The sequence below is a fragment of the Micromonospora yangpuensis genome, from assembly GCF_900091615.1.
In the GTDB taxonomy this organism is placed as follows: domain Bacteria; phylum Actinomycetota; class Actinomycetes; order Mycobacteriales; family Micromonosporaceae; genus Micromonospora; species Micromonospora yangpuensis.
The window spans coordinates 1,294,620-1,312,442 of record NZ_FMIA01000002.1 but is presented as its reverse complement, the minus strand read 5'-3'; the positions used below and the strand labels follow the sequence as shown (position 1 = coordinate 1,312,442).

Sequence of the window (17,823 nt, the reverse complement as noted above, 5' to 3'; positions counted from 1 at the left end):
GCACCCCCCGGGGCGCGGTGGCCAGTCGGGCCACGTCCCGCAGCACCTCGTCCAGGCTGCCCGCCCCGGCCCAGCGGACCACCGGCACGCCGTGCTCACGGAGCTGGCCGATCATCGTGTCCCGGTCCAGCCGCCACAGCCGGTAGGCGACCTTCGCCCAGCCCGCGTCGCCCGGTGGGGACAGCTCGGTCGGCAGGGTGTCCACGGCCACCACGAACCGGCCCGAGCGGGCCAGCCGGGCCAGCATCTGCGCCGACCGCTCGTCCAACAGCGGGGTGAGCACCACCACCAGCGCGTCCGAGGAGAGCAGGTGCGGGCCGAAGACCTGGTCGTACGGCTCGTGCGGGGAGGACTCGGCGTGGGTGTCCAGCAGCCACTCCAGCACCGTCAGGTACTGCCGCCGGCCGGTGGAGGGGCGCAGCCGCCGGGCGGTCGGGCCGTACTCCAGCATCGAGACCCGGTCGCCCCGGTGCAGGTAGTGCTCGGCGATCGCGGCGGCGGAGCGGACCGTGGTGTCCAGCACCGAGGCGGCCCCGTCGACGCCACCGGAGCGGCCCGCCTCGGCCAGCACGTCGAGCAGGAGCACCACCTCGGCGTCCCGGTCCGACAGGGTCGCCGCGACGTGCAGTTGCCGGGCCCGCAACGAGACCCGCCAGTCGATGCGGCGCAGCCGGTCGCCGGGGGCGAAGACGCGTACCCCGGCCAGCTCACCGCCCTCGCCGGGGCGGCGGGACCGGTGCGCGCCGACCAGGCCGGCGGCCCGGGGCATCGCCTCCACCGCCTCGAACGGTTCGGTCTTCGGATAGACCCGGACCCGCTCCGGCTCGACCACCGTCGCCCGGGACACCAGCAGGCCGTCGGCGGCGGCGGCCCGCGCGCCGGCCGGGCCGAGCGGGTGCCGGCCCCACCGCCGGGCGGTGCCGGTCAGCTCCAGGTCGACCGCCGCGCCGACGGGTACCGAGGTGACGAAGGGCCGGTCCGCGGTGCCGGGGGTCACGTCCACCTGGGCGCCACCGAAGCCGGCGCGGGTGATCCGCAGCCAGGGTGAGACCCGGGTGCGAACCACCGTCAGGTCGTAGGCCACCCGGTCCGGGTTGCCGACGGTGATCGCCGCGCTCAGCTCGCCCCCCTCGACCAGGTGCGCGTCGCCGGTGGCCACCCAGAGCTGCGGGGCGGCCGTCGGCCGGCGACGCAACGAGTACGCGGTGCCGAGCGCGAACGGCGCGGCAAGCACGACCAGGTCGGCCCGGCCGAGCAGCACCGCGGCGATCAACAGCAGCCCGGTGAGCAGCACCGCCCGCCCCAGCGCCGCGGTGGGTGTCCAGCCGGACGTCGGTTCCTGCTCCGGTGTGGTGTCAGCGGCCATCAGTACCCGGGCCGGCCGTGACTGGGCAGCGCGCCGCTGGCCGGCGCGGGGGTGGCGTCGAGCACCTCACCCACCACGAAGGACGGATCGACCCGGCGCAGCCACATCTCCGGACGCAGCGTGATCCGGTGCGCCAGGGCGGGCACCGCCACCGCCTTGACGTCCTCGGGCACCACGTAGTCCCGGCCGGCGAAGACCGCCCGGACCCGGGACAGCAGCAGCAGCGCCAGCGACCCGCGGGGCGAGGCACCGACCAGCACCGACGGGTGTTCCCGGGTGGCCGAGGTCAACGCCACGATGTACCGGCCGATGGAGTCCTCCACCACCACGTTCTCCAGCGCCGCCTGCATGGCCCGCAGCGTCTTGGCGTCGACCACCGGGGAGATCTCGGCCTCCTCGCGGCGGCGGGTCATCCGCCGACGCAGCACCTCCCACTCCTGCTCGGGCTCCGGGTAGCCGAACGAGACCCGCAGCAGGAACCGGTCCAGCTGCGCCTCGGGCAGCGGGTACGTGCCCTCGTACTCGATGGGGTTGGCGGTGGCCAGGACGTGGAACGGCTCGTCCAACCGGTAGGTGACGCCCTCCACCGAGACCTGCTTCTCCTGCATCGCCTCCAGCAGGGCGGACTGGGTCTTCGGCGGGGTCCGGTTGATCTCGTCGGCCAGCAGCAGGTTGGTGAAGACCGGCCCGGCGCGGAACGAGAAGTCCCCGCTGCTCTGGTCGTACAGGAAGGAGCCGGTGACGTCGGCGGGCAGCAGGTCGGGGGTGAACTGCAGGCGGCGGAAGTCCAGCCCCAGCGCCTGGGCGAAGGAGCGTGCCGTCAGCGTCTTACCCAGCCCGGGCAGGTCCTCCAGCAGGACGTGGCCGCCGGCCAGGATGCCGGCGAGCACCAGCTCCAGGGTGTCCCGCTTGCCGACCACGACCGTGCCGACCGCGTCCAGCACCGCCCGGGCCAGCCGGCCGACCTCGGCGGGGGAAATGGTGCGGTCCACGTCGTTCATATCTTCTCCAGATCGGCGACGATCGCCGCGAGATCGCGCGGCGACGGGGTGCGTCGGGGCGGGGTTTCCAGGAAGGTCCAGAGCTTCTCGCCGAGCAGGGCGCGGGCCCGGACCGGGTCGGAGTCGCGGGTCAGGCCGTGCCGCTGGCGCATCCGCTCGTCGGCCAGCTCACCGAGGCGGGGCAGCAGCACGCTGGTGAACCGCTCCGGCTTGCCCGCCGACCACTCCAGCGGCGCCCCCCAACCGTTGATCGCGGTACGCAGGGCGTCACGCGCCCCGAAGTTCCAGGTGCCCGGCTCCTCGCCGGAGTTGAGCCGGGTGCCCACCCGCCGGGTCGGCGGCGGCGCGAGCGCCCTGCTCACCCGGTGCACGGTGAGCACGGCGACCACCCCGGCCACCACCACCTCCAGCGAGACGGTGAGACCGACCGCACGCAGCACCGCGACCACCACCGCGCTGGCCGCCGCGGTGACCGCGAGAAACTTCAGCACCGCCCGGATCCGCCCACCGGAGCGGCGGGGCTCCACGGTGGCCGGTCGTTCCTCGTCGGAGCCGAGCAGGTCGTCGATGCTGGTGCTGCTCACCTGGACATCCCGTCCCCGGTACGCCGCCCGGTCACGCCGGCACCCCGTCCCCGGTCGACGAGTCGCTCCCGGCGGTGGCGGTCAGCTCGCCACGCAACCGACGCAACGCCACCCGGGCCTGGTCCCGGGTCCGTTCGTCGACGGCGCGGGGAGCGTACCGGGCCTCCCGGTAGACCTCGGCGAAGCCGGCCAGCACGTCGGCGCTGACGATCGCCGGCACCCCGGCGGTCGGGTCGCCCCGGAGCAGCCGGGTGACCAGGTCGGTGGGGGTATCGCCGGCCCGGCGCGGCACCCCGACCGTGGCGGCGGCCTCCTCCAGGCGTACCCAGCAGGCGATCACCGCCGTACGTGGATCGGTGTCGGTGTCGTCCAACTCGACCAGGCCGGCGTCGAGGGCGGCGACCACCTCCGCGGCGGTACCGGCAGCGGTGCGGGCCCGTTGCTGCGGCAGGGCCCGGGTACGCCGACGCAGCACGCCCCGCAGCAGCGTCCAGACCAGGTAGCCGGCGGCAGCCAGCAGGGCGACGCCGAGCACGGCGAGCGCACCGGTGGCCAGCCACGCCGGGATCTCCAACTGGGTGGCCTCGGCGTCCTGCCGGGGCTCGATCGGGATCGCGGTCTCGGCCACCCCTTCCGGGTACTCCGGCACCAGGGGGAGGTTCTCGGCGGCGGGCGGGATCCGCTGCGCCCCGATCGACGAGTGTCCCGCCGCGAACGCGGCCAGCCCGAGCAGGGCGGCAACCACCGCGATCGGCCACCACCTGCGCAGCACGCTGAACTCCACCGGCGGTTACCTCCGGGCCAGCGTCAGCTTCGGCCGGGGCGTACGCCGTACGTCCGTCATCGCCACCGCCCCACGCGATCTCAGTCCAACCCGGCCACCTGTTTCGCCCGGACGAACACGTCGTCCAGCATCCCCGGCGTCAGCCGCCCCGTGAAAGTGTTCTGCTGACTGACGTGGTAGCAGCCGAGCAACTCCGGTGCGGCCGTGCCGGACCAGTGTGCCCCATGGCCGAACGCCGGTCGCGGGCTGGGCGGGCGGACCCCGTACACGTCACGCAGCACCGGCCACCACGCGGCCCAGGCGAAGGCCCCGAGGGCGACCACGACGCGCAGGCTCGGCCGGATCAGCGCGACCTCCCGGTGCAACCATGGCGCGCAGGTGTCCCGCTCGGCCGGGGTGGGCTTGTTGTCCGGCGGCGCGCAGCGTACGGCGGCGAAGATCCGGGTGCCGGTCAGCGCCAGTCCGTCGTCGGCGGCGACGCTGGTCGGCTGGTTGGCCAGGCCGGCACGGTGCAGCGCGGCGAAGAGCACGTCACCGGAGCGGTCCCCGGTGAAGACCCGACCGGTCCGGTTGCCACCGTGCGCGGCCGGGGCGAGCCCGAGAATCGCGATCCGGGCGTCCGGTGCACCGAATCCGGGCACCGGCCGACCTTGGTACTCCTGCTCCCGGAAGGCCGCCCGCTTCGTGCGGGCCACCTCCTCGCGCCAGGCCACCAGCCGTGGGCAGGCGAAACAGTCGACCACCGCGCCGTCGAGGTCGGCCAGGTCGGCCGCCCGCGCCGCGCGCCCGACCACCTCCACCGGGGTACGCGACACCACGCCGCCCGGGTCGGCGGCGGCGGGTGGGATGGGTCGGTCAGCCAAGTTTGGCCCGGAACAGTTCGAGGGTACGGGCCCAGGCGCTGGCGGCGGCCGGCTGGTCGAACGACTCGGGCCGGTCGTCGTTGAAGAAGGCGTGCGCGGTACCCGGGTAGTCGTAGGTCTGGCAGGTGCCGCCGGCCGCCTCGATGGCCGCACGGGCGGTCTGCACCCCGTCCGCGCTGGACGTGCCGTCGGCCTCGGCGCAGTGGATGATGGCGCTCTTGCCGGCGTAGTCGGCCCAGTCCGGGCTCATCTTCTCCCACGGCAGCACCGGGTAGAAGCCGGCCGTGGCCACGATCCGCTCGGAGAGGGTCGCCGACCAGAGGGCCAGGCTCCCCCCGGCGCAGAAGCCCACCGCGCCGACCTTGCCGGCGACCTCGGGCCGACCGGCCAGGTAGTCGGCGGCCCCGGCGATGTCCTTGGCGGCGTCGTCCATCCGCAGCGCCATCATCAGCCGGCGCGCCTCGTCCGGCTCGTCGGCGGACTCGCCACGGTAGAGATCCGGGGCGAGGGCCACGAAGCCGGCCTCGGCGTACCGGTCCACCACCGAGGTGATGTGCGGCACCAGGCCCCACCACTCCTGGATGACGATGACGGCCGGGCTGGTCGTCCCGGTGGCGGGTACCGCCAGATACCCCTGACTCGTGCCCCCGTTGTCGCGGTAGGTCACCATCTCGCCCATCGGCCCGTCCTCCTAGCGGTCAGTCAACATTGGCTGGTCGCACAGTGGTGATACGTGCCGGTAGCCTGCCACGCGGTGACCGGCCGGGGAAAGACGCCGGACCAGTGGCATTCGCCTCCTGTTCGTTTCGTCCCCAACCCCCGCCGCTCACGTCTCGCGGCAGGTCAGGCGGTCGGAGCGGGTACCGGTCCCGGGCCGGGCATTGCTCGTCCGCGGCAGGTCAGGCGGTCGGAGCGGGTACCGGTCCCGGGCCTGCGGGCGGGGGGTCGCTCGTCGGCGGCAGGTCGGGCGTGCCGGCATCGGTCGGCCCGGTGGGCAGCGGCCCGACCGTCGTCGGGGCGGCCTGGCTCGGCGACGGACCGGCAGCCGGTGCGGTGGTCGAGGTGGGCGGGACCGAGGGCAATTCCGGCGCGGGCGCTCCGGGTGCTCCCGGCACTGCGGGCACGCCGGGCTCTGCGGGTGCTCCGGATCCTCCGGGCGTTGCTGGCACTGCGGGTGCTCCGGGTGCTGCCCGGAAGGGTGCCAGTTCCGGGCAGTACGGATACGCCGGCACCTGGCGGTCGGGCTGCTCCTCGGTCCAGCACTGATGGCGCGGTCGGCGCGGTTGCGCAGTGCGCGTCTCGGCGCGGTTGCGCAGTGCGCGTCTCGGCGCGGTTGCGCAGTGAGTGTGGTCGGCACGGCTGGCGCGAGGGACGCGTAGATCTTGGACACTTACCGTCCAAATAGAACGGTAAGTGTCCAAGATCTACCTCGCTGCCCGCTTCGGCAGTGACGGGGGCGGGTGGGTCGGTGGGGCGGATCGGGAAGCCGAAACTCTTTGCGGCGATTTGTCCCGTTTGTGCGCCTGCGCGACCTCTGCAGCCGGGCCGGGCGGCCGACCTACGGAAGATCTTGGAAGAAATGTGCCCCTGGAGGGGCCGAAATCTTCCAATATCTATTTCAGGCCCGCTCCGCCACGAAGACGCCGACTCCCTCCAGGGTTTCCGTTCGGCCGGTGGCACGAAGGATCATCATGGCCTTGCCGACCACGGTGTCCGAGACGCCGTACTCCTTGCAGAGCTGAGCGCGGCTCGGCAATTTTGTGCCGGGCGGCCACTCGCCTGATTCGATCTTCTCCCGCAGGGTGTCCGCGAGAACCTGGTACTGCTGCTTGGGCATTGCACACTCCCCGGATGGCACGCCCATTCGACCACGACGACACCTCCAACCTCAAGCAATCGCGGGTCAGCCATTGACCTACAACCGGTACCGATTGTAGGTTCGTCACGAACACTCCCGGGTGGCACTTGGAGTGCTCAGCGTGATCGGGGCGGGTGAGCCCCGGTGGTCCGCCCCGATCACGCGCACGGCTCTGTCGACGTACCGCCAGCAGGGCTGCGGCGACAGGGCGGGCGGTCCGGGCCGGGTTCCGGGTCCGGCCGGGCCGCCTCCACGCGGCACCGGACCAACTCCACGAAAGGGTGAGGACATCGTGCGTGACCTGCTGAGATCCCTGACCTGGCGAAGGCGAGCGCGGCCGGCGCATCGTCGCACCGACAATCCGACCTGGCTGCCCGACGTTCAGCCGTCCGGGGCGTACCCGGCGTTGCGGCCGTGGCAGGTGCGCAGCCGGACCTTCACGATCCGGCGGCGCGGGGCGGACCCGGTGGAGGTGGCCGCGTACCTCGACCGGGTGGCCGGCGAGCTGGCCGCCGCGCAGGTCGCGCTCGCCGCGAGCCGGCAGGAGGCCGCCCGGGTCCGGGACGCGCTGCGCCGGTGGCAGTCCCAGCAGGTGCCGGGCGTGGCGGGGCCGGTGTGAGCCGCGTCGGCAGGTACGTGATCCACCTGCCGGTGGTGGCGACGGACCTGGTCCGGGCCCGGATCCTGGCCCGCACGGCGGTCCGCGCGCTGGCCTTCCTCACCCAGGTCGATCCCGGCGAGACCACCGTGTCGGCCGAGGACGAGCAGGGGGTACGCCACCGGGTGTTCTGCGATCGGCGGCTCGACCGTGGTCGGCGGTGCGTGCTGCGCGCCGACCACCAGACCCCCTGCACGCCCCGACTACCCCGCTAACCCGCAGGTGGCAGCTCGCGCAGGACGGTACGGGAGAGCAGGTCGGCCTGGCGGGTCGGCTCCGGGATGCGGTACCGGGGCGCGAGCGCCAGCGTCAACCCGGTCGCCTCGGCCAGGCCGATCCGGTGCCCCACCGAGACGAAGACCGGCTTCACCCCGGTCTGGGTACGCACCGCCCGACCCACCGTCTCGCCCCCGTCGACAAGCGGCGACCAGGCACCCCGGGCCTGTTCGGGCGGGTCGAAGCGGGCGGTGAACGGGGTCTTGGCCACGCCGAGACTCGGCAGTCCGGTGAGCACCCCCAGGTGACAGGCGAGGCCGAACCGCCTCGGGTGGGCGACCCCGTAGCCGTCGCAGACCAGCACGTCGGGGCGTACCGTCAGTTTCTCCAGCGCCGCCAGCAGGAACGGCACCTCCCGGAACGCCAGCAACCCCGGCACGTACGGGAAGTTCACCTCGCCGACGGCGAACTCCGCCCGGCGTACCCGCGCGGTCGCCACGTCGAGCAGCACGGCGGCGGCGACCACCCGGTCACTACCCACCTCGTACGACACGTCGAGGCCGGCCACCGTCGCCGGAGGGCCGGGCAGGGGTATGGTCAGGTCGACCCGGCGGCGCAACGCCTCCTGCACCCGCTCGGCCTCGGCCACGGTGACCGGGGCGACCTCGGTCACTCGCCCAGTCGACGCAGCAACTCCGCGTCACGCTCGGCCACTTCGTGAGCGATGTTCCGCAATCTGGGGGCTGCCCCGCCGTCGGACTCCTGGAGGCTCCAGGCGATGCCGTCGAGGATGTCGTGTTCGCTGGCGATCACCGTGGGCAGGCCGGCCCGTTTCATGATGATCTCCAGGATGAGGGCACCCGCGCCGATCACGTCGGCCCGGCCCGGGTGCATCACCGGCATGGCCAGCCGCTGTTCGCGGGTCTTCGCCAGCAGGTCGGTGGTGACCTCGACGACCTGCTCGTACGTCACCTGGGCGTGGTGGATGCGCTCCGGGTCGTACCCGGTCAGGCCCTGGGCGATGGCGACCACGGTGGTGACCGAACCGGCCAGCCCGACCAGGGTGGCGGCCTCGCGGCCCGGCACGGCGGTCAGGGCCTGGTCCACGGCGGCGGCGATGTCCGCGCGGGCGGCGGCGGCCTGGGACAGGGTGGGCGGGTCGCCGGCCAGGTGCCGCTCGGTCATCCGGACGCAGCCGATGTCCGTCGACACCGCCGCCTCGACCCCGCCGGTACGGGTACCGACCACGAACTCGGTGGAACCGCCCCCGATGTCGACCACCAGGTACGGCTCCTCGGTGTGGTCGGGCAGTCCCCGCACCGCGCCGGTGAACGACAGCCGGGCCTCGGCGTCCCCGGTGACCACCTCGGGGTCGACGCCGAGGGTGCGGCGGACCATCGTGGTGAAGTCGTCGGCGTTGGCGGCGTCCCGGGACGCCGAGGTGGCGCACATCCGGACCCGCTCCGCGCCCAGCTTCTCGATCTCGGTGGCGTAGTCGGCCAACGCCACCCGGGTCCGTTCGATCGCCGCCGGATCGAGCCGGCCGGTACGGTCCACGCCCTGCCCCAGCCGGACGATCTCCATCCGCCGGCTGACGTCCACCAGCGGTGCCTGCGGGCCGGCCGAGGGATCGGGCAGGTCGGCCACCAGGAGCCGGATCGAGTTGGTTCCGCAGTCGATGGCCGCCACACGCGTCGTCACCCCGGGAAGCCTACGGTCCACCGCCCTCCCGCGACAGTCGACGGCCCGGCGGGGCGTCACCGGAGGGCGAATCGGCCCGGGACCCCCGATCTGACCCTGAGCCGGCGCGCGGCCGATCTGACCCTGACCCTGAGCCGGCGCGCGGCCGATCTGACCGCGAGCCGGCGCGCGGCGGCCGCCGGCCAGCGGGTCGGCCGGCGAGATTGCCGGGGCGGCGCGGCCGTCAGCCAGCTGGCCGGCCGGCGGCGCGTCGCCGGGCGGCCAGCAACGGGGTCCAGGGCAGCAGGGCCAGCCCGAGCAGGGCCGTCAGCAGCGGCAGCCGCCACCAGCCGGACACGTTCGCCGGTGGCGGCGCGGGCGGGTCCGCCACCCACGGGCGGGCGGTCTTCGACCAGGCCAGGAAGGCGTCCCCGATCGGCAGCGCGCCGAGGGCGTACCGCTTGGTCCACGGGGTGTGCAGCGGCAGACCGGCGAACTCACCGAAGTTGGCAAGCGCACCGGCGAGCCGGTCGTCGCCGTGGGCCTGGGCCGCGCCGAGGGTCACCACGGTCGCCGACAGGCTCACCCCGAGCAGCAGCGGGCCGGAGTCGACATCGCCAGCCCCGGTGGTCCCCTCGGGATATTCCCGCACGGCGGGGCCCAGCCGCAGCGGCGTGGTCACGAACCGGTCCCGGAAGCGCAGGTACTGCTCGCGGGCGAACTCCTGGTCGACGTCGACCAGGAAACGGTGGATCATGCTCTGCGAGGTGCCCCGGGCCACCTCGACCGGGCCACCGCTGACCGGGTCCACCCGGTGCGGCATCAGCCCGGTGGCCGGATCCAGCCGCTGTCGTACCCCGGCCAGCCACCTGTCGACGGTCGGCCCGTACCGGGGCGTCAGCAGCGAGTCGTGCAGCCGCAGCGAGGCCACGGCCACCGTCGAGTCGACCGGCCAGGCCTGCCCCGGGTACGCGGACAGGTACGGCGTGCCGGCGGAGGCGAAGGCGGCCCCGAGCGCGGCCGAGTCGTCGGCGAACCTGCCCACCTCGGTCGGGTTGCGCCGCTCGGGCGGTTGCAGGGCGAGCATCCCGCCGCGCAACCAGTTCGTCCAACCCACATAGAAGACGCCGTATGCGGGGAGCAGCTCGGGGCTGAACGGGGCCCGGCCGGCCGGGGAATCCAACCGCTGCAAGGCCCAGCGGGCTTCCCGCAGCGCCACCGCCCGCTGCGGATCCCCCACCGGCCGGCGCAGCCCCGACTCGACCCGGGCCAACCCGTACAGGGCGTGGGCGAAGAAGTAGCCCTCGGGAAAGAGCCGCTGGGCATCCCCACCCGCCCCGTCGTCCAGCGCCGCCCGCACGAAGGTGAGCTGCCGACCCACCCCGGGCGGCTCGCCGTCGGCGCCGGCCGTCGCCGGGGCGACCAGCCGTAACACGCCGCCCAGGGCGAGCACCCCCACCAGCAACGCGCCGACCGTCCGCTTCCTCACCCCGCCACAGTGCGGGTACGCGTCAAGCCCGCGCGCTGCCCCACCCACTCGCGCGCCCCCTCAACGTGGCCCGGCGTGCTCATCGCGGACCCGGCGTGCTCAACGCGGACCAGGCGTGCTCAACGCGGACCCGGCGTGGTTAGCGGGGTACCCCTCTCGACCGTAGGCGTTAACAGGGGGCCCTTCCTTACAGGCGGAGGAGCATGCGGGTGTTGCCCAGGGTGTTGGGCTTGACCCGTTCCAGGTCGAGGAACTCGGCCACCCCCTCGTCGTACGAGCGGAGCAGCTGCTCGTAGACCGGTTGCGGTACCGGGGCGCCGTCGATCGGCCGGAAGCCGAACGAGCCGAAGAAGTCGGTCTCGAAGGTGAGCACGAAGATCCGACGTACGCCCAGCTCGCGGGCCGCGTCGATCAGCTCGTCGACGATCCGCTGGCCGATCCGCTGGCCCCGGCAGGACGGGTCCACCGCGACGGTACGGATCTCGGCCAGGTCCTCCCACATCACGTGCAGCGCGCCGCAGCCCACCACCGCCTCGTCGGTGTGGCGGACCGCGACCCGGAACTCCTGCACCTGCTCGTACAGGGTGACGGTGGCCTTGCTGAGCAGCCGCCGGTCGTTGGTGTACGTGTCGACGAGCGACCGGATGCCCCGGACGTCCCGGGTGCGGGCCCGCCGCACGACGACGTCCTGACCGGTCTGCCCCGGGCCGTCGCTCACGCCCCGGCCGCTCCGTCCGCCCCGTCGGGCTCGGACTCGGCCCGCTCGGGCTCAGCCGGCTCGGGCTCAGCCCGCTCGGGCTCAGCCGGCTCGGCCGGCTCGACGCAGGGGCCGGCGGCCCACCAGCGTTCCACCAGAGCGAGCGTCTCGTCGCCGAACGGGTTGACCCCCGGGCCGGCGGCCAGGGCGTGCCCGAGGTGCACGTGCAGGCACTTGACCCGGCCGGGCATCCCACCGGCGGAGATCCCGGCGATCTCCGGTACCTCGCCGATCGCCTCCCGGCGGGCCAGGTAGTCCTCGTGCGCCGCCCGGTACCGGGCGGCCAGGTCCGGGTCGGTCGCCAGCCGCTCGGCCATCTCCTTCATCAGCCCGGCCGACTCCAGCCGGCTGCAGGCGGCGGTGGCCCGGGGGCAGGTCAGGTAGAACAACGTCGGGAACGGGGTGCCGTCGGCCAGCCGGGGCGTCGTCTCCACCACGTCGGGCAGGCCGCAGGGGCAGCGGTGGGCCACCGCCCGGGTGCCCCGGGGCGGGCGTCCGAGCTGCGCGGCCACCGCGGCCAGGTCGGCCCGGGTGGCCGGTTGCCGTTCCGGCAGGGGTACGGAGTCCGCCGCCGGCTCCGGCGGGGGTACGACAGTCACGTTGTCCATCTCTCGTCGGTGCGGGCTCACCGGCCGGTGGGTTCGGCGTCGGCGGCTCGGATGCTCGACCACAGGGTGTCGTACCAGGGATCGGGGGTCTCGGGTCGGGTCGGCTGCCCGGCCGCGCCGGCCTCCCGGGCGGCGCCGGCCGGGTCGTTGAGGACGATCACCGGCACCTCGCCCGGGTACACCATGTAGAAGCGGCGCCGGGCCTCGCTCTCGATGAACGCCGGGTCGCGCCACTTGGCCGCCTCGACCGACAGCTGCTCGATCACCGCGCGTTGGGCGTTCTGGGCCGACTCCATCCGCTCGATGTCGGCCTGCTGGTCGAGGTAGACCCGCACCGGATAGGTGTAGGCCAGGGCGAGCGCGATCAGCACCGCGAAGAGCACGGTGGCCCGCCCGGTGATGCGTCGGGGGTGGGGTGCGGAGAGCCGCTTGACGCCGCCGCCGGCGACCTTACGCCGGGCTGCGGCCGGCCGGTTCGCGGAGCGTACCCCGTCACCGGCGCGGGCCGTGCCCGACGCGCGTCCACGCGGCTCGGCGCGGACACCACGGGCCCCGCCCGGCCGGCCGGTGGGCCGACGGGCCGGACGTGGGCCGCCCGGTGTGCGCCGCTGCTGCATCACACCCCTCCCCCGAAGCGTCGCGGTCTGGTCAGGCGGAACGGTAACGCGGGAACGCGCCGGCCCCGGCGTAGCGCGCCGCGTCGCCCAGCTCCTCCTCGATGCGCAGCAGCTGGTTGTACTTGGCGACCCGGTCCGAGCGGGCCGGGGCGCCGGTCTTGATCTGCCCGCAGCCGGTGGCCACCGCCAGGTCGGCGATGGTGGTGTCCTCGGTCTCGCCGGAACGGTGGCTCATCATGCAGCGGAAGCCGGCCCGGTGGGCCAGGTCGACCGCGTCCAGGGTCTCGGTGAGCGAGCCGATCTGGTTCACCTTCACCAGTACGGCGTTCGCCGCGCTCTCCGCGATGCCCCGGGCGATCCGCAGCGGGTTGGTGACGAACAGGTCGTCGCCGACGATCTGGATCCGCTCACCGACCGACGCGGTGAGCGTCTGCCAGCCACTCCAGTCGTCCTCGGCCAGCGGGTCCTCGATCGACACGATCGGGTAGTCGTCGGCGAGCTTCATGTAGTAGTTGCTCATCTCCTCCGCGGACTTGCCGGTGCCCTCGAAGGTGTAGGTGCCGTCGGCGAAGAACTCGGTGGCGGCCACGTCGAGCGCGAAGACGATGTCGGTGCCCAGCCGGTAGCCGGCCTTCTCGACCGCCTCGGCGATCAGGTCCAGGGCGGCGGCGTTGGTCGGCAGGTTGGGCGCGAAGCCGCCCTCGTCGCCGAGGCCGGTGGAGAGGCCCTTCTTCTTGAGTACGGACTTCAGCGCGTGGTAGACCTCCGCGCCGGAGCGCAGCGCCTCCCGGAAGCTCGGCGCGCCGATCGGGGCGATCATGAACTCCTGGACGTCGACGTTGGAGTCGGCGTGCGCCCCACCGTTGAGGATGTTCATCATCGGCACCGGCAGCAGGTGCGCGTTCGGGCCACCCAGGTAGCGGAAGAGGCTCAGCTCGGCGCTGCCGGCCGCCGCCTTCGCCACCGCCAGGGAGACCCCGAGGATGGCGTTCGCGCCCAGCTCGCCCTTGTTGTCGCTGCCGTCGATGTCCAGCATCTTCTGGTCGATCAGCCGCTGCTCGCTGGCCTCGTACCCGACCAGCTGGTCGACGATCCGGTCCTCGATGTTCGAGACCGCCTTCTCGACACCCTTGCCCAGGTAGCGGTCGGCGTCACCGTCGCGCAGCTCGACCGCCTCGAAGGCCCCGGTGGAGGCGCCGGACGGCACCGCGGCGCGGGCGATCGTGCCGTCGTCCAGCCCGACCTCGACCTCGACCGTCGGGTTGCCCCGCGAGTCGAGAATCTCCCGGGCGACGATTCCCTCGATGGTTGCCACTAAGTCGCTCCTCGTTTGTCTGTTTCCGGTGCGGTATGGGCCGCGACGGTGCGGCTGAGGAAGGTGTTACCACGCAGCGTATCGGGCGACGCTCACCGACCCGGCGTCACCCGGCAGCACACCCGCACCGGAACGCGGCACTCCGGCTACCGAGGGTGATTGCCTCGTCTTCGGCCGACGCCCGCCCACCGGGCCGGGAGTCGCCCGAGGGCCGACGCCGCCGCTCACTCTGGGCCACCGTCAAGGACGGACATTCCCGAATTCTCGTGGCTCAACCGGGCAACGGGTTTGCGCCGGGCGGACCCGATCGACAAGGCTGGGCGCCATGCCCGCCGCCACGACCACTCTCCGTGTGCTCGTCTTCTCGGTCATCGCCCTGTTCACCGTCTCCGGCTGCCAGACACTCGACGACGCCGGCCGGGTACTCGGGCGATCCGACCTCGTCAACGACGTCGCCGCCCGGATGGACCAGGCGATGGAGTCGACCTACCTGGCCGAGTACCAGCTCGCCGGCGGGGAGAGCGCCTCGATCGCCCAGGAGCAGAAGCCGGCCCGCACCGCGTACACGTACCCGGGTGGGAAGCTCACCGTCACCAGGGAAGCGACCACGGAGTGTGAGACCGCCAGCGAGCGGCCGGTCTGCACCGTGGTCGAGCCGCCGGCCAGCGGCCCGCCCTCGGTGGCCGTCTTCGCCGAGGCCAAGCGGCGCGGTCTGGTCACCCCGCCGGTGGTGGTGGGGCTGTTGACGGCCGCCGCCCTGGAACCGGCCGCGGTCATCGAGCAGAGCGACACCACCCTCGCCGGGTACCACGCCACCTGTGTGCAGGTCTCCCAGGTGCCCGACCCGTTCAGCGCCTGCGTCACCACCGAGGGCGTGCTCGGCAGCTTCACCGGCGACGTCGAGGGCAAGCGGGTCGAGCTGGCCCTGACCCGCTACGCCAACACCGTCGACCAGGCCGCGTTCGAGGTACCGTCCGGCGCGGGCGTGGTCGACCAGCGACCCACCGACTCGTGACCGACGCCCCCACCGGGGCTGAGCCAGCCGCACCGCCCGTACCGGAAACACACACCCCAGCCGCGCGGACCGAACCGGGCGCGCGGACCGAACCGGGCGCGCGGACCGAACCGAGCGCGCGGACCGAACCGTGCGCGCGAGCCGAGGCAGAGGACCGGACCGAACCAGGGGCACGAACCGAGCCGGTCGCGCGAACCGAACCGGGCGCGCGGACCGAACCGGGCGCGCGAGCCGAGGCAGAGGACCGGACCGAACCAGGGGCACGAACCGAGCCGGTCGCGCGAGCCGAATCGGGTACGCGGGCCGGATCGGAGGCGCGAGCCGAACAGGTCGCGGGGCCGGGGTGGACGGCTCGGGCCGAGTTCGGGGCGCGGTTCGTGCCGGGGGCTGGGCATCCGGGGCCGCCGGGACCGGACGATACGGCCGTGGTGGTGGCCGGGCGCAAGCTGTTGACCAGCCCGAACGGTGGGTTTCCTCGGGTCGCCGACCTGCCCGCCGACACCGGCTGGCTGCCGCTGGGCACCCTCGACGGCGTACCGGCCTGGGGTGCGGCTGTGACGGCGACCGGCGACGTACCCGGTCGGTGGCGTAGTTGGCGGGCGCTCGCCGCGCAGGTCCCCGAGCCGCTGGCCGCCCTGGCCGGCCGGGCCCTGCAGGTCGTCACCTGGCGGCGCGGGCACCGGTACTGCGGTGCCTGCCGGGCCGAACTGGCCGACGTGCCGGGCGAACCGGCCCGGCGCTGCCCCGACTGCCGGCTGTACGTGCCGATGCAGCTCTCCCCCGCCGTGCTGGTGGCGGTCACCCGCCCCGGCCCGGTCGACGAACTGCTCCTGGTCCGGCACTCGTACGGGCCGACCGAGCTGTGGGCCCTGGTGGCCGGGTTCGTGGAGGCCGGCGAGTCGCTGGAGGCGGCCGTCCACCGGGAGGTGGCCGAGGAGGTTGGACTCGATCTTGGTCCGCCGGTCTACTTCGGCAGTCAACCGTGGGCGATGTCGGGGCCGGGCGTGCTGCTCGCCGGTTTCACGGCCACGGTCACCGATCCGGCCGCCGAGCCGGTCGTGGACGGTCGGGAGCTGGTCCAGGCCCGCTGGTTCCCGCTGGACGCGCTCCCCGAGGCGCTACCGCCGGCGTACTCGATCTCGCGCTGGCTGATCGACGCCGCCGCCACCCGCGCCACCGGCTGACGCCACGCGGACTGTCCCCTCGGCCACCCGCGCCACCGCCCCTCTCGGGCGGTCCCGGTCATCCTCCGCGCCGCTGCCCCTCTCGGGCGGTCCCGGCCATCCTCCGCGCCGCTGCCGTTGGCGGTGTGAGAAGGGGGCCCTTCTATACCGAAAGCGTTAACAGGGGGCCCTTCCTTACAGGTGGAGGAGGGTGCGGAGGTGGCGGGGTGGGGGGCAGCCGTGCGCGAGCATCGCGTCGTGCCAGTCGCGCAGCGGCACCTCGGCCGGGCGGGACCGGGCGATCTCGGCCATCTCGGTGTAGCCGACGAAGTAGGTGGAGAGTTGGGTGGAGGTGAGCAGCGACCGGTGCCACTTGCCGACCGCCTCGCCCTCCTCCTGGAAACCCCGGCCGGTCATCAGCGCCAACGCGTCGGCCTCGGCGAGCTGTTCGCCGTGCACGAGCTGGTCGAGCAGGGCGTTGATGACCATCCGGAGCTGCATCTTGAGCTGCTGGAGCCGGACCGGCAGGCCACCGAAGCCCCGTTCGACCATCAGCTGCTCGGCGTAGACCGCCCAGCCCTCGATGAAGACCCCGGACCGGGTGATCGGCCGGACCCGGGTGGAGCCGGCGTACCGGCGGGCGTGGGCGAGCTGGAGGAAGTGGCCGGGCATCGCCTCGTGCACGGTCAGCCCACGGATCAGGTGATCGTTGTACTCGCGGTAGAACGTCTCGACCCGCTGCGCCGGCCAGTTCTCGGGGGTCGGCGCGATGCAGTAGAAGGTGGGCAGGTTCGCCGTCTCCAGCGGGCCGGGCGCGTCGCAGTAGGCGACCGCGACGCCCCGGGCGAAGCCGGGCATCTCCTGGATCACGCAGGAATCGTCGACCAGGGTGACCAGGTCGTGGTCGCGGACGAAGTCGGTGGCCTCGTCCAGGGTGGTCGAGGCGAGGTCGACGATGGTGTGGTCGTCGGGGTGCTCGGCGGCGAGCAGGTCCAGCGCCCGGCGTACCGTCTCGTCGTCGGCCGGGCCACCTACCAGCTCGACGGCCGCTGCCCGGATCTCCTCGGTGATCTCGTCCAGGGCGGCCCAGGCCCGACGTTGGATCTCGGCGGCGCTCAGCTCGGTGTCGAGGGTGTGCCAGAGCCGCGCCTCGAAGCGTCGCCGTCCCAGCCGGGGGTCCGGTCCCGGCCCGGCGTCGGCGGCCAGCCCGGCCCGCAGCCAGGCCACGAACTCCTCCAGCGCGGCGATCGCGGCGGTGGCGGCCGGCTCGACCTGGCTCCGCAGGGCGGGGGCCTGGGCGAGCAACGCCGGGACCTCGTCGCGGACCAGCGCCGCCGCGCCGGTGAACTGCCCGACCGCCGTCTCGGCATGGATCCGGGGCATCTGCGCCAGCGTCGCCCGCGCGGTCGCCAACGCATCCGGTACGGCGGCCAGCCGCCCGGTCAGGGCGGTCAACCGGACCTCGGCCGGCGCGTACGGGCGGGCGAGCAGGGCGTGCAGCAGGGGGCCGGGGTTGTGCCGCAGCGGGTCCCACTCGTGGGTACGGATCTCGGTCGACTCGAACAGCTCCCGGTCGACCAGGGCACTGAGCAGCTCGTGGTCGACCTGCTCGTCGGGGTCGAGGGCGTCCGGGTCCAGCTCGGCCAGCGCGTGCGAGGCCTCGGTGAGCATCGCCCGGTCGACGGCGGTCGCCTCGGCGGAGAGGTCGGGCAGCCGGTCGTCGTACCGGTGGTCGCCGAGCGAGGTGGCGACGCCGGGACGGCTGGCCAGCAGGGCGTCCACGATCCGCTCGGCCCGGGGTGCGAAGGACGACATGCGACGACCCTAGCCGGACCGTCCTCAGTCGGTG

Annotated in this window: 16 protein-coding genes and 3 pseudogenes; 4 read left to right on the top strand and 15 right to left on the bottom strand. The window is 73.7% G+C overall.

Features of this window, described 5'->3' with window-relative positions:
- Positions 1-7: 7 nt before the first annotated feature.
- The 7 genes and pseudogenes from GA0070617_RS06245 to GA0070617_RS06215 form a co-directional block, all read right to left on the bottom strand.
- Positions 8-1,366, bottom strand: a pseudogene (locus GA0070617_RS06245) (DUF58 domain-containing protein); the annotation flags it as partial.
- Positions 1,366-2,367, bottom strand: a complete 1,002-nt coding sequence (locus GA0070617_RS06240) for an AAA family ATPase (RefSeq protein ID WP_091434808.1) — start codon at positions 2,365-2,367, stop codon at positions 1,366-1,368. The pseudogene GA0070617_RS06245 and the gene GA0070617_RS06240, both read right to left, overlap by 1 nt.
- Complete coding sequence (locus tag GA0070617_RS06235) at positions 2,364-2,951, bottom strand: hypothetical protein (RefSeq protein WP_091434806.1); 588 nt, start codon at positions 2,949-2,951, stop codon at positions 2,364-2,366. The genes GA0070617_RS06240 and GA0070617_RS06235 overlap by 4 nt, the downstream gene beginning before the upstream one ends.
- Before the next feature lie 31 nt (positions 2,952-2,982).
- Positions 2,983-3,735, bottom strand: coding sequence for a DUF4129 domain-containing protein (locus tag GA0070617_RS06230; protein ID WP_091434804.1), 753 nt, complete (start codon positions 3,733-3,735; stop codon positions 2,983-2,985).
- 80 nt (positions 3,736-3,815) lie between these two features.
- Positions 3,816-4,529, bottom strand: coding sequence for a uracil-DNA glycosylase (locus GA0070617_RS06225; protein ID WP_091445978.1), 714 nt, complete (start codon positions 4,527-4,529; stop codon positions 3,816-3,818).
- Positions 4,530-4,590: 61 nt separating this feature from the next.
- Positions 4,591-5,277, bottom strand: coding sequence for a dienelactone hydrolase family protein (locus tag GA0070617_RS06220; protein ID WP_091434802.1), 687 nt, complete (start codon positions 5,275-5,277; stop codon positions 4,591-4,593).
- Between the two features lie 939 nt (positions 5,278-6,216).
- Positions 6,217-6,435: a winged helix-turn-helix domain-containing protein gene (locus tag GA0070617_RS06215; protein ID WP_091434800.1), complete on the bottom strand. Its 219-nt coding sequence runs from the start codon at positions 6,433-6,435 to the stop codon at positions 6,217-6,219.
- Positions 6,436-6,748: 313 nt separating this feature from the next.
- Between GA0070617_RS06215 and GA0070617_RS06210 the strand changes: the two genes are divergently transcribed.
- Positions 6,749-7,075 (top strand): DivIVA domain-containing protein, encoded by a 327-nt coding sequence (locus tag GA0070617_RS06210; RefSeq protein ID WP_373868296.1) that lies wholly within the window; start codon positions 6,749-6,751, stop codon positions 7,073-7,075.
- The gene (locus GA0070617_RS06205; protein ID WP_091434798.1) at positions 7,072-7,329 is read left to right on the top strand and encodes a hypothetical protein; all 258 of its coding nucleotides are present in this window, start codon (positions 7,072-7,074) and stop codon (positions 7,327-7,329) included. The genes GA0070617_RS06210 and GA0070617_RS06205 overlap by 4 nt, the downstream gene beginning before the upstream one ends.
- On the opposite strand, the gene GA0070617_RS06200 is transcribed toward GA0070617_RS06205, so the two are convergent.
- The 7 genes and pseudogenes from GA0070617_RS06200 to eno form a co-directional block, all read right to left on the bottom strand.
- On the bottom strand, positions 7,326-8,003 hold the full coding sequence (locus tag GA0070617_RS06200; protein WP_373868297.1) for an endonuclease V: 678 nt from the start codon (positions 8,001-8,003) through the stop codon (positions 7,326-7,328). The two genes, GA0070617_RS06205 and GA0070617_RS06200, sit on opposite strands and share 4 nt — an antisense overlap.
- An 89-nt stretch (positions 8,004-8,092) precedes the next feature.
- Positions 8,093-9,019: pseudogene (locus GA0070617_RS06195) on the bottom strand (Ppx/GppA phosphatase family protein); the annotation flags it as partial.
- A 235-nt stretch (positions 9,020-9,254) separates the two neighbouring features.
- The gene (locus tag GA0070617_RS06190; RefSeq protein ID WP_091434794.1) at positions 9,255-10,499 is read right to left on the bottom strand and encodes a hypothetical protein; all 1,245 of its coding nucleotides are present in this window, start codon (positions 10,497-10,499) and stop codon (positions 9,255-9,257) included.
- Between the two features lie 187 nt (positions 10,500-10,686).
- Positions 10,687-11,217, bottom strand: a complete 531-nt coding sequence (locus GA0070617_RS06185; protein WP_091434792.1) for an amino-acid N-acetyltransferase — start codon at positions 11,215-11,217, stop codon at positions 10,687-10,689.
- A gap of 80 nt (positions 11,218-11,297) precedes the next feature.
- Positions 11,298-11,855: pseudogene (locus tag GA0070617_RS06180) on the bottom strand (DUF501 domain-containing protein); the annotation flags it as partial.
- Positions 11,856-11,881: 26 nt separating this feature from the next.
- On the bottom strand, positions 11,882-12,481 hold the full coding sequence (locus GA0070617_RS06175) for an FtsB family cell division protein (protein WP_091434791.1): 600 nt from the start codon (positions 12,479-12,481) through the stop codon (positions 11,882-11,884).
- A 31-nt stretch (positions 12,482-12,512) separates the two neighbouring features.
- Entirely contained in the window at positions 12,513-13,796 is a 1,284-nt protein-coding gene (eno, locus tag GA0070617_RS06170; protein ID WP_091434789.1) for a phosphopyruvate hydratase, read from the bottom strand.
- 325 nt (positions 13,797-14,121) lie between these two features.
- Here eno and GA0070617_RS06165 point away from each other — a divergent pair, with 325 nt between their 5' ends.
- Both GA0070617_RS06165 and nudC read left to right on the top strand, forming a co-directional pair.
- Positions 14,122-14,811 (top strand): hypothetical protein, encoded by a 690-nt coding sequence (locus GA0070617_RS06165; protein WP_091434787.1) that lies wholly within the window; start codon positions 14,122-14,124, stop codon positions 14,809-14,811.
- Between the two features lie 425 nt (positions 14,812-15,236).
- Positions 15,237-15,995, top strand: coding sequence for an NAD(+) diphosphatase (gene nudC / locus GA0070617_RS06155; RefSeq protein WP_244891675.1), 759 nt, complete (start codon positions 15,237-15,239; stop codon positions 15,993-15,995).
- A gap of 174 nt (positions 15,996-16,169) precedes the next feature.
- Here the strand turns inward: nudC and GA0070617_RS06150 are convergent, their stop codons facing one another.
- Positions 16,170-17,789 carry a DUF885 domain-containing protein gene (locus tag GA0070617_RS06150; protein ID WP_091434780.1) on the bottom strand — a complete coding sequence of 540 codons (1,620 nt, stop codon included), beginning with the start codon at positions 17,787-17,789 and terminating at the stop codon, positions 16,170-16,172.
- Positions 17,790-17,823: the final 34 nt, after the last annotated feature.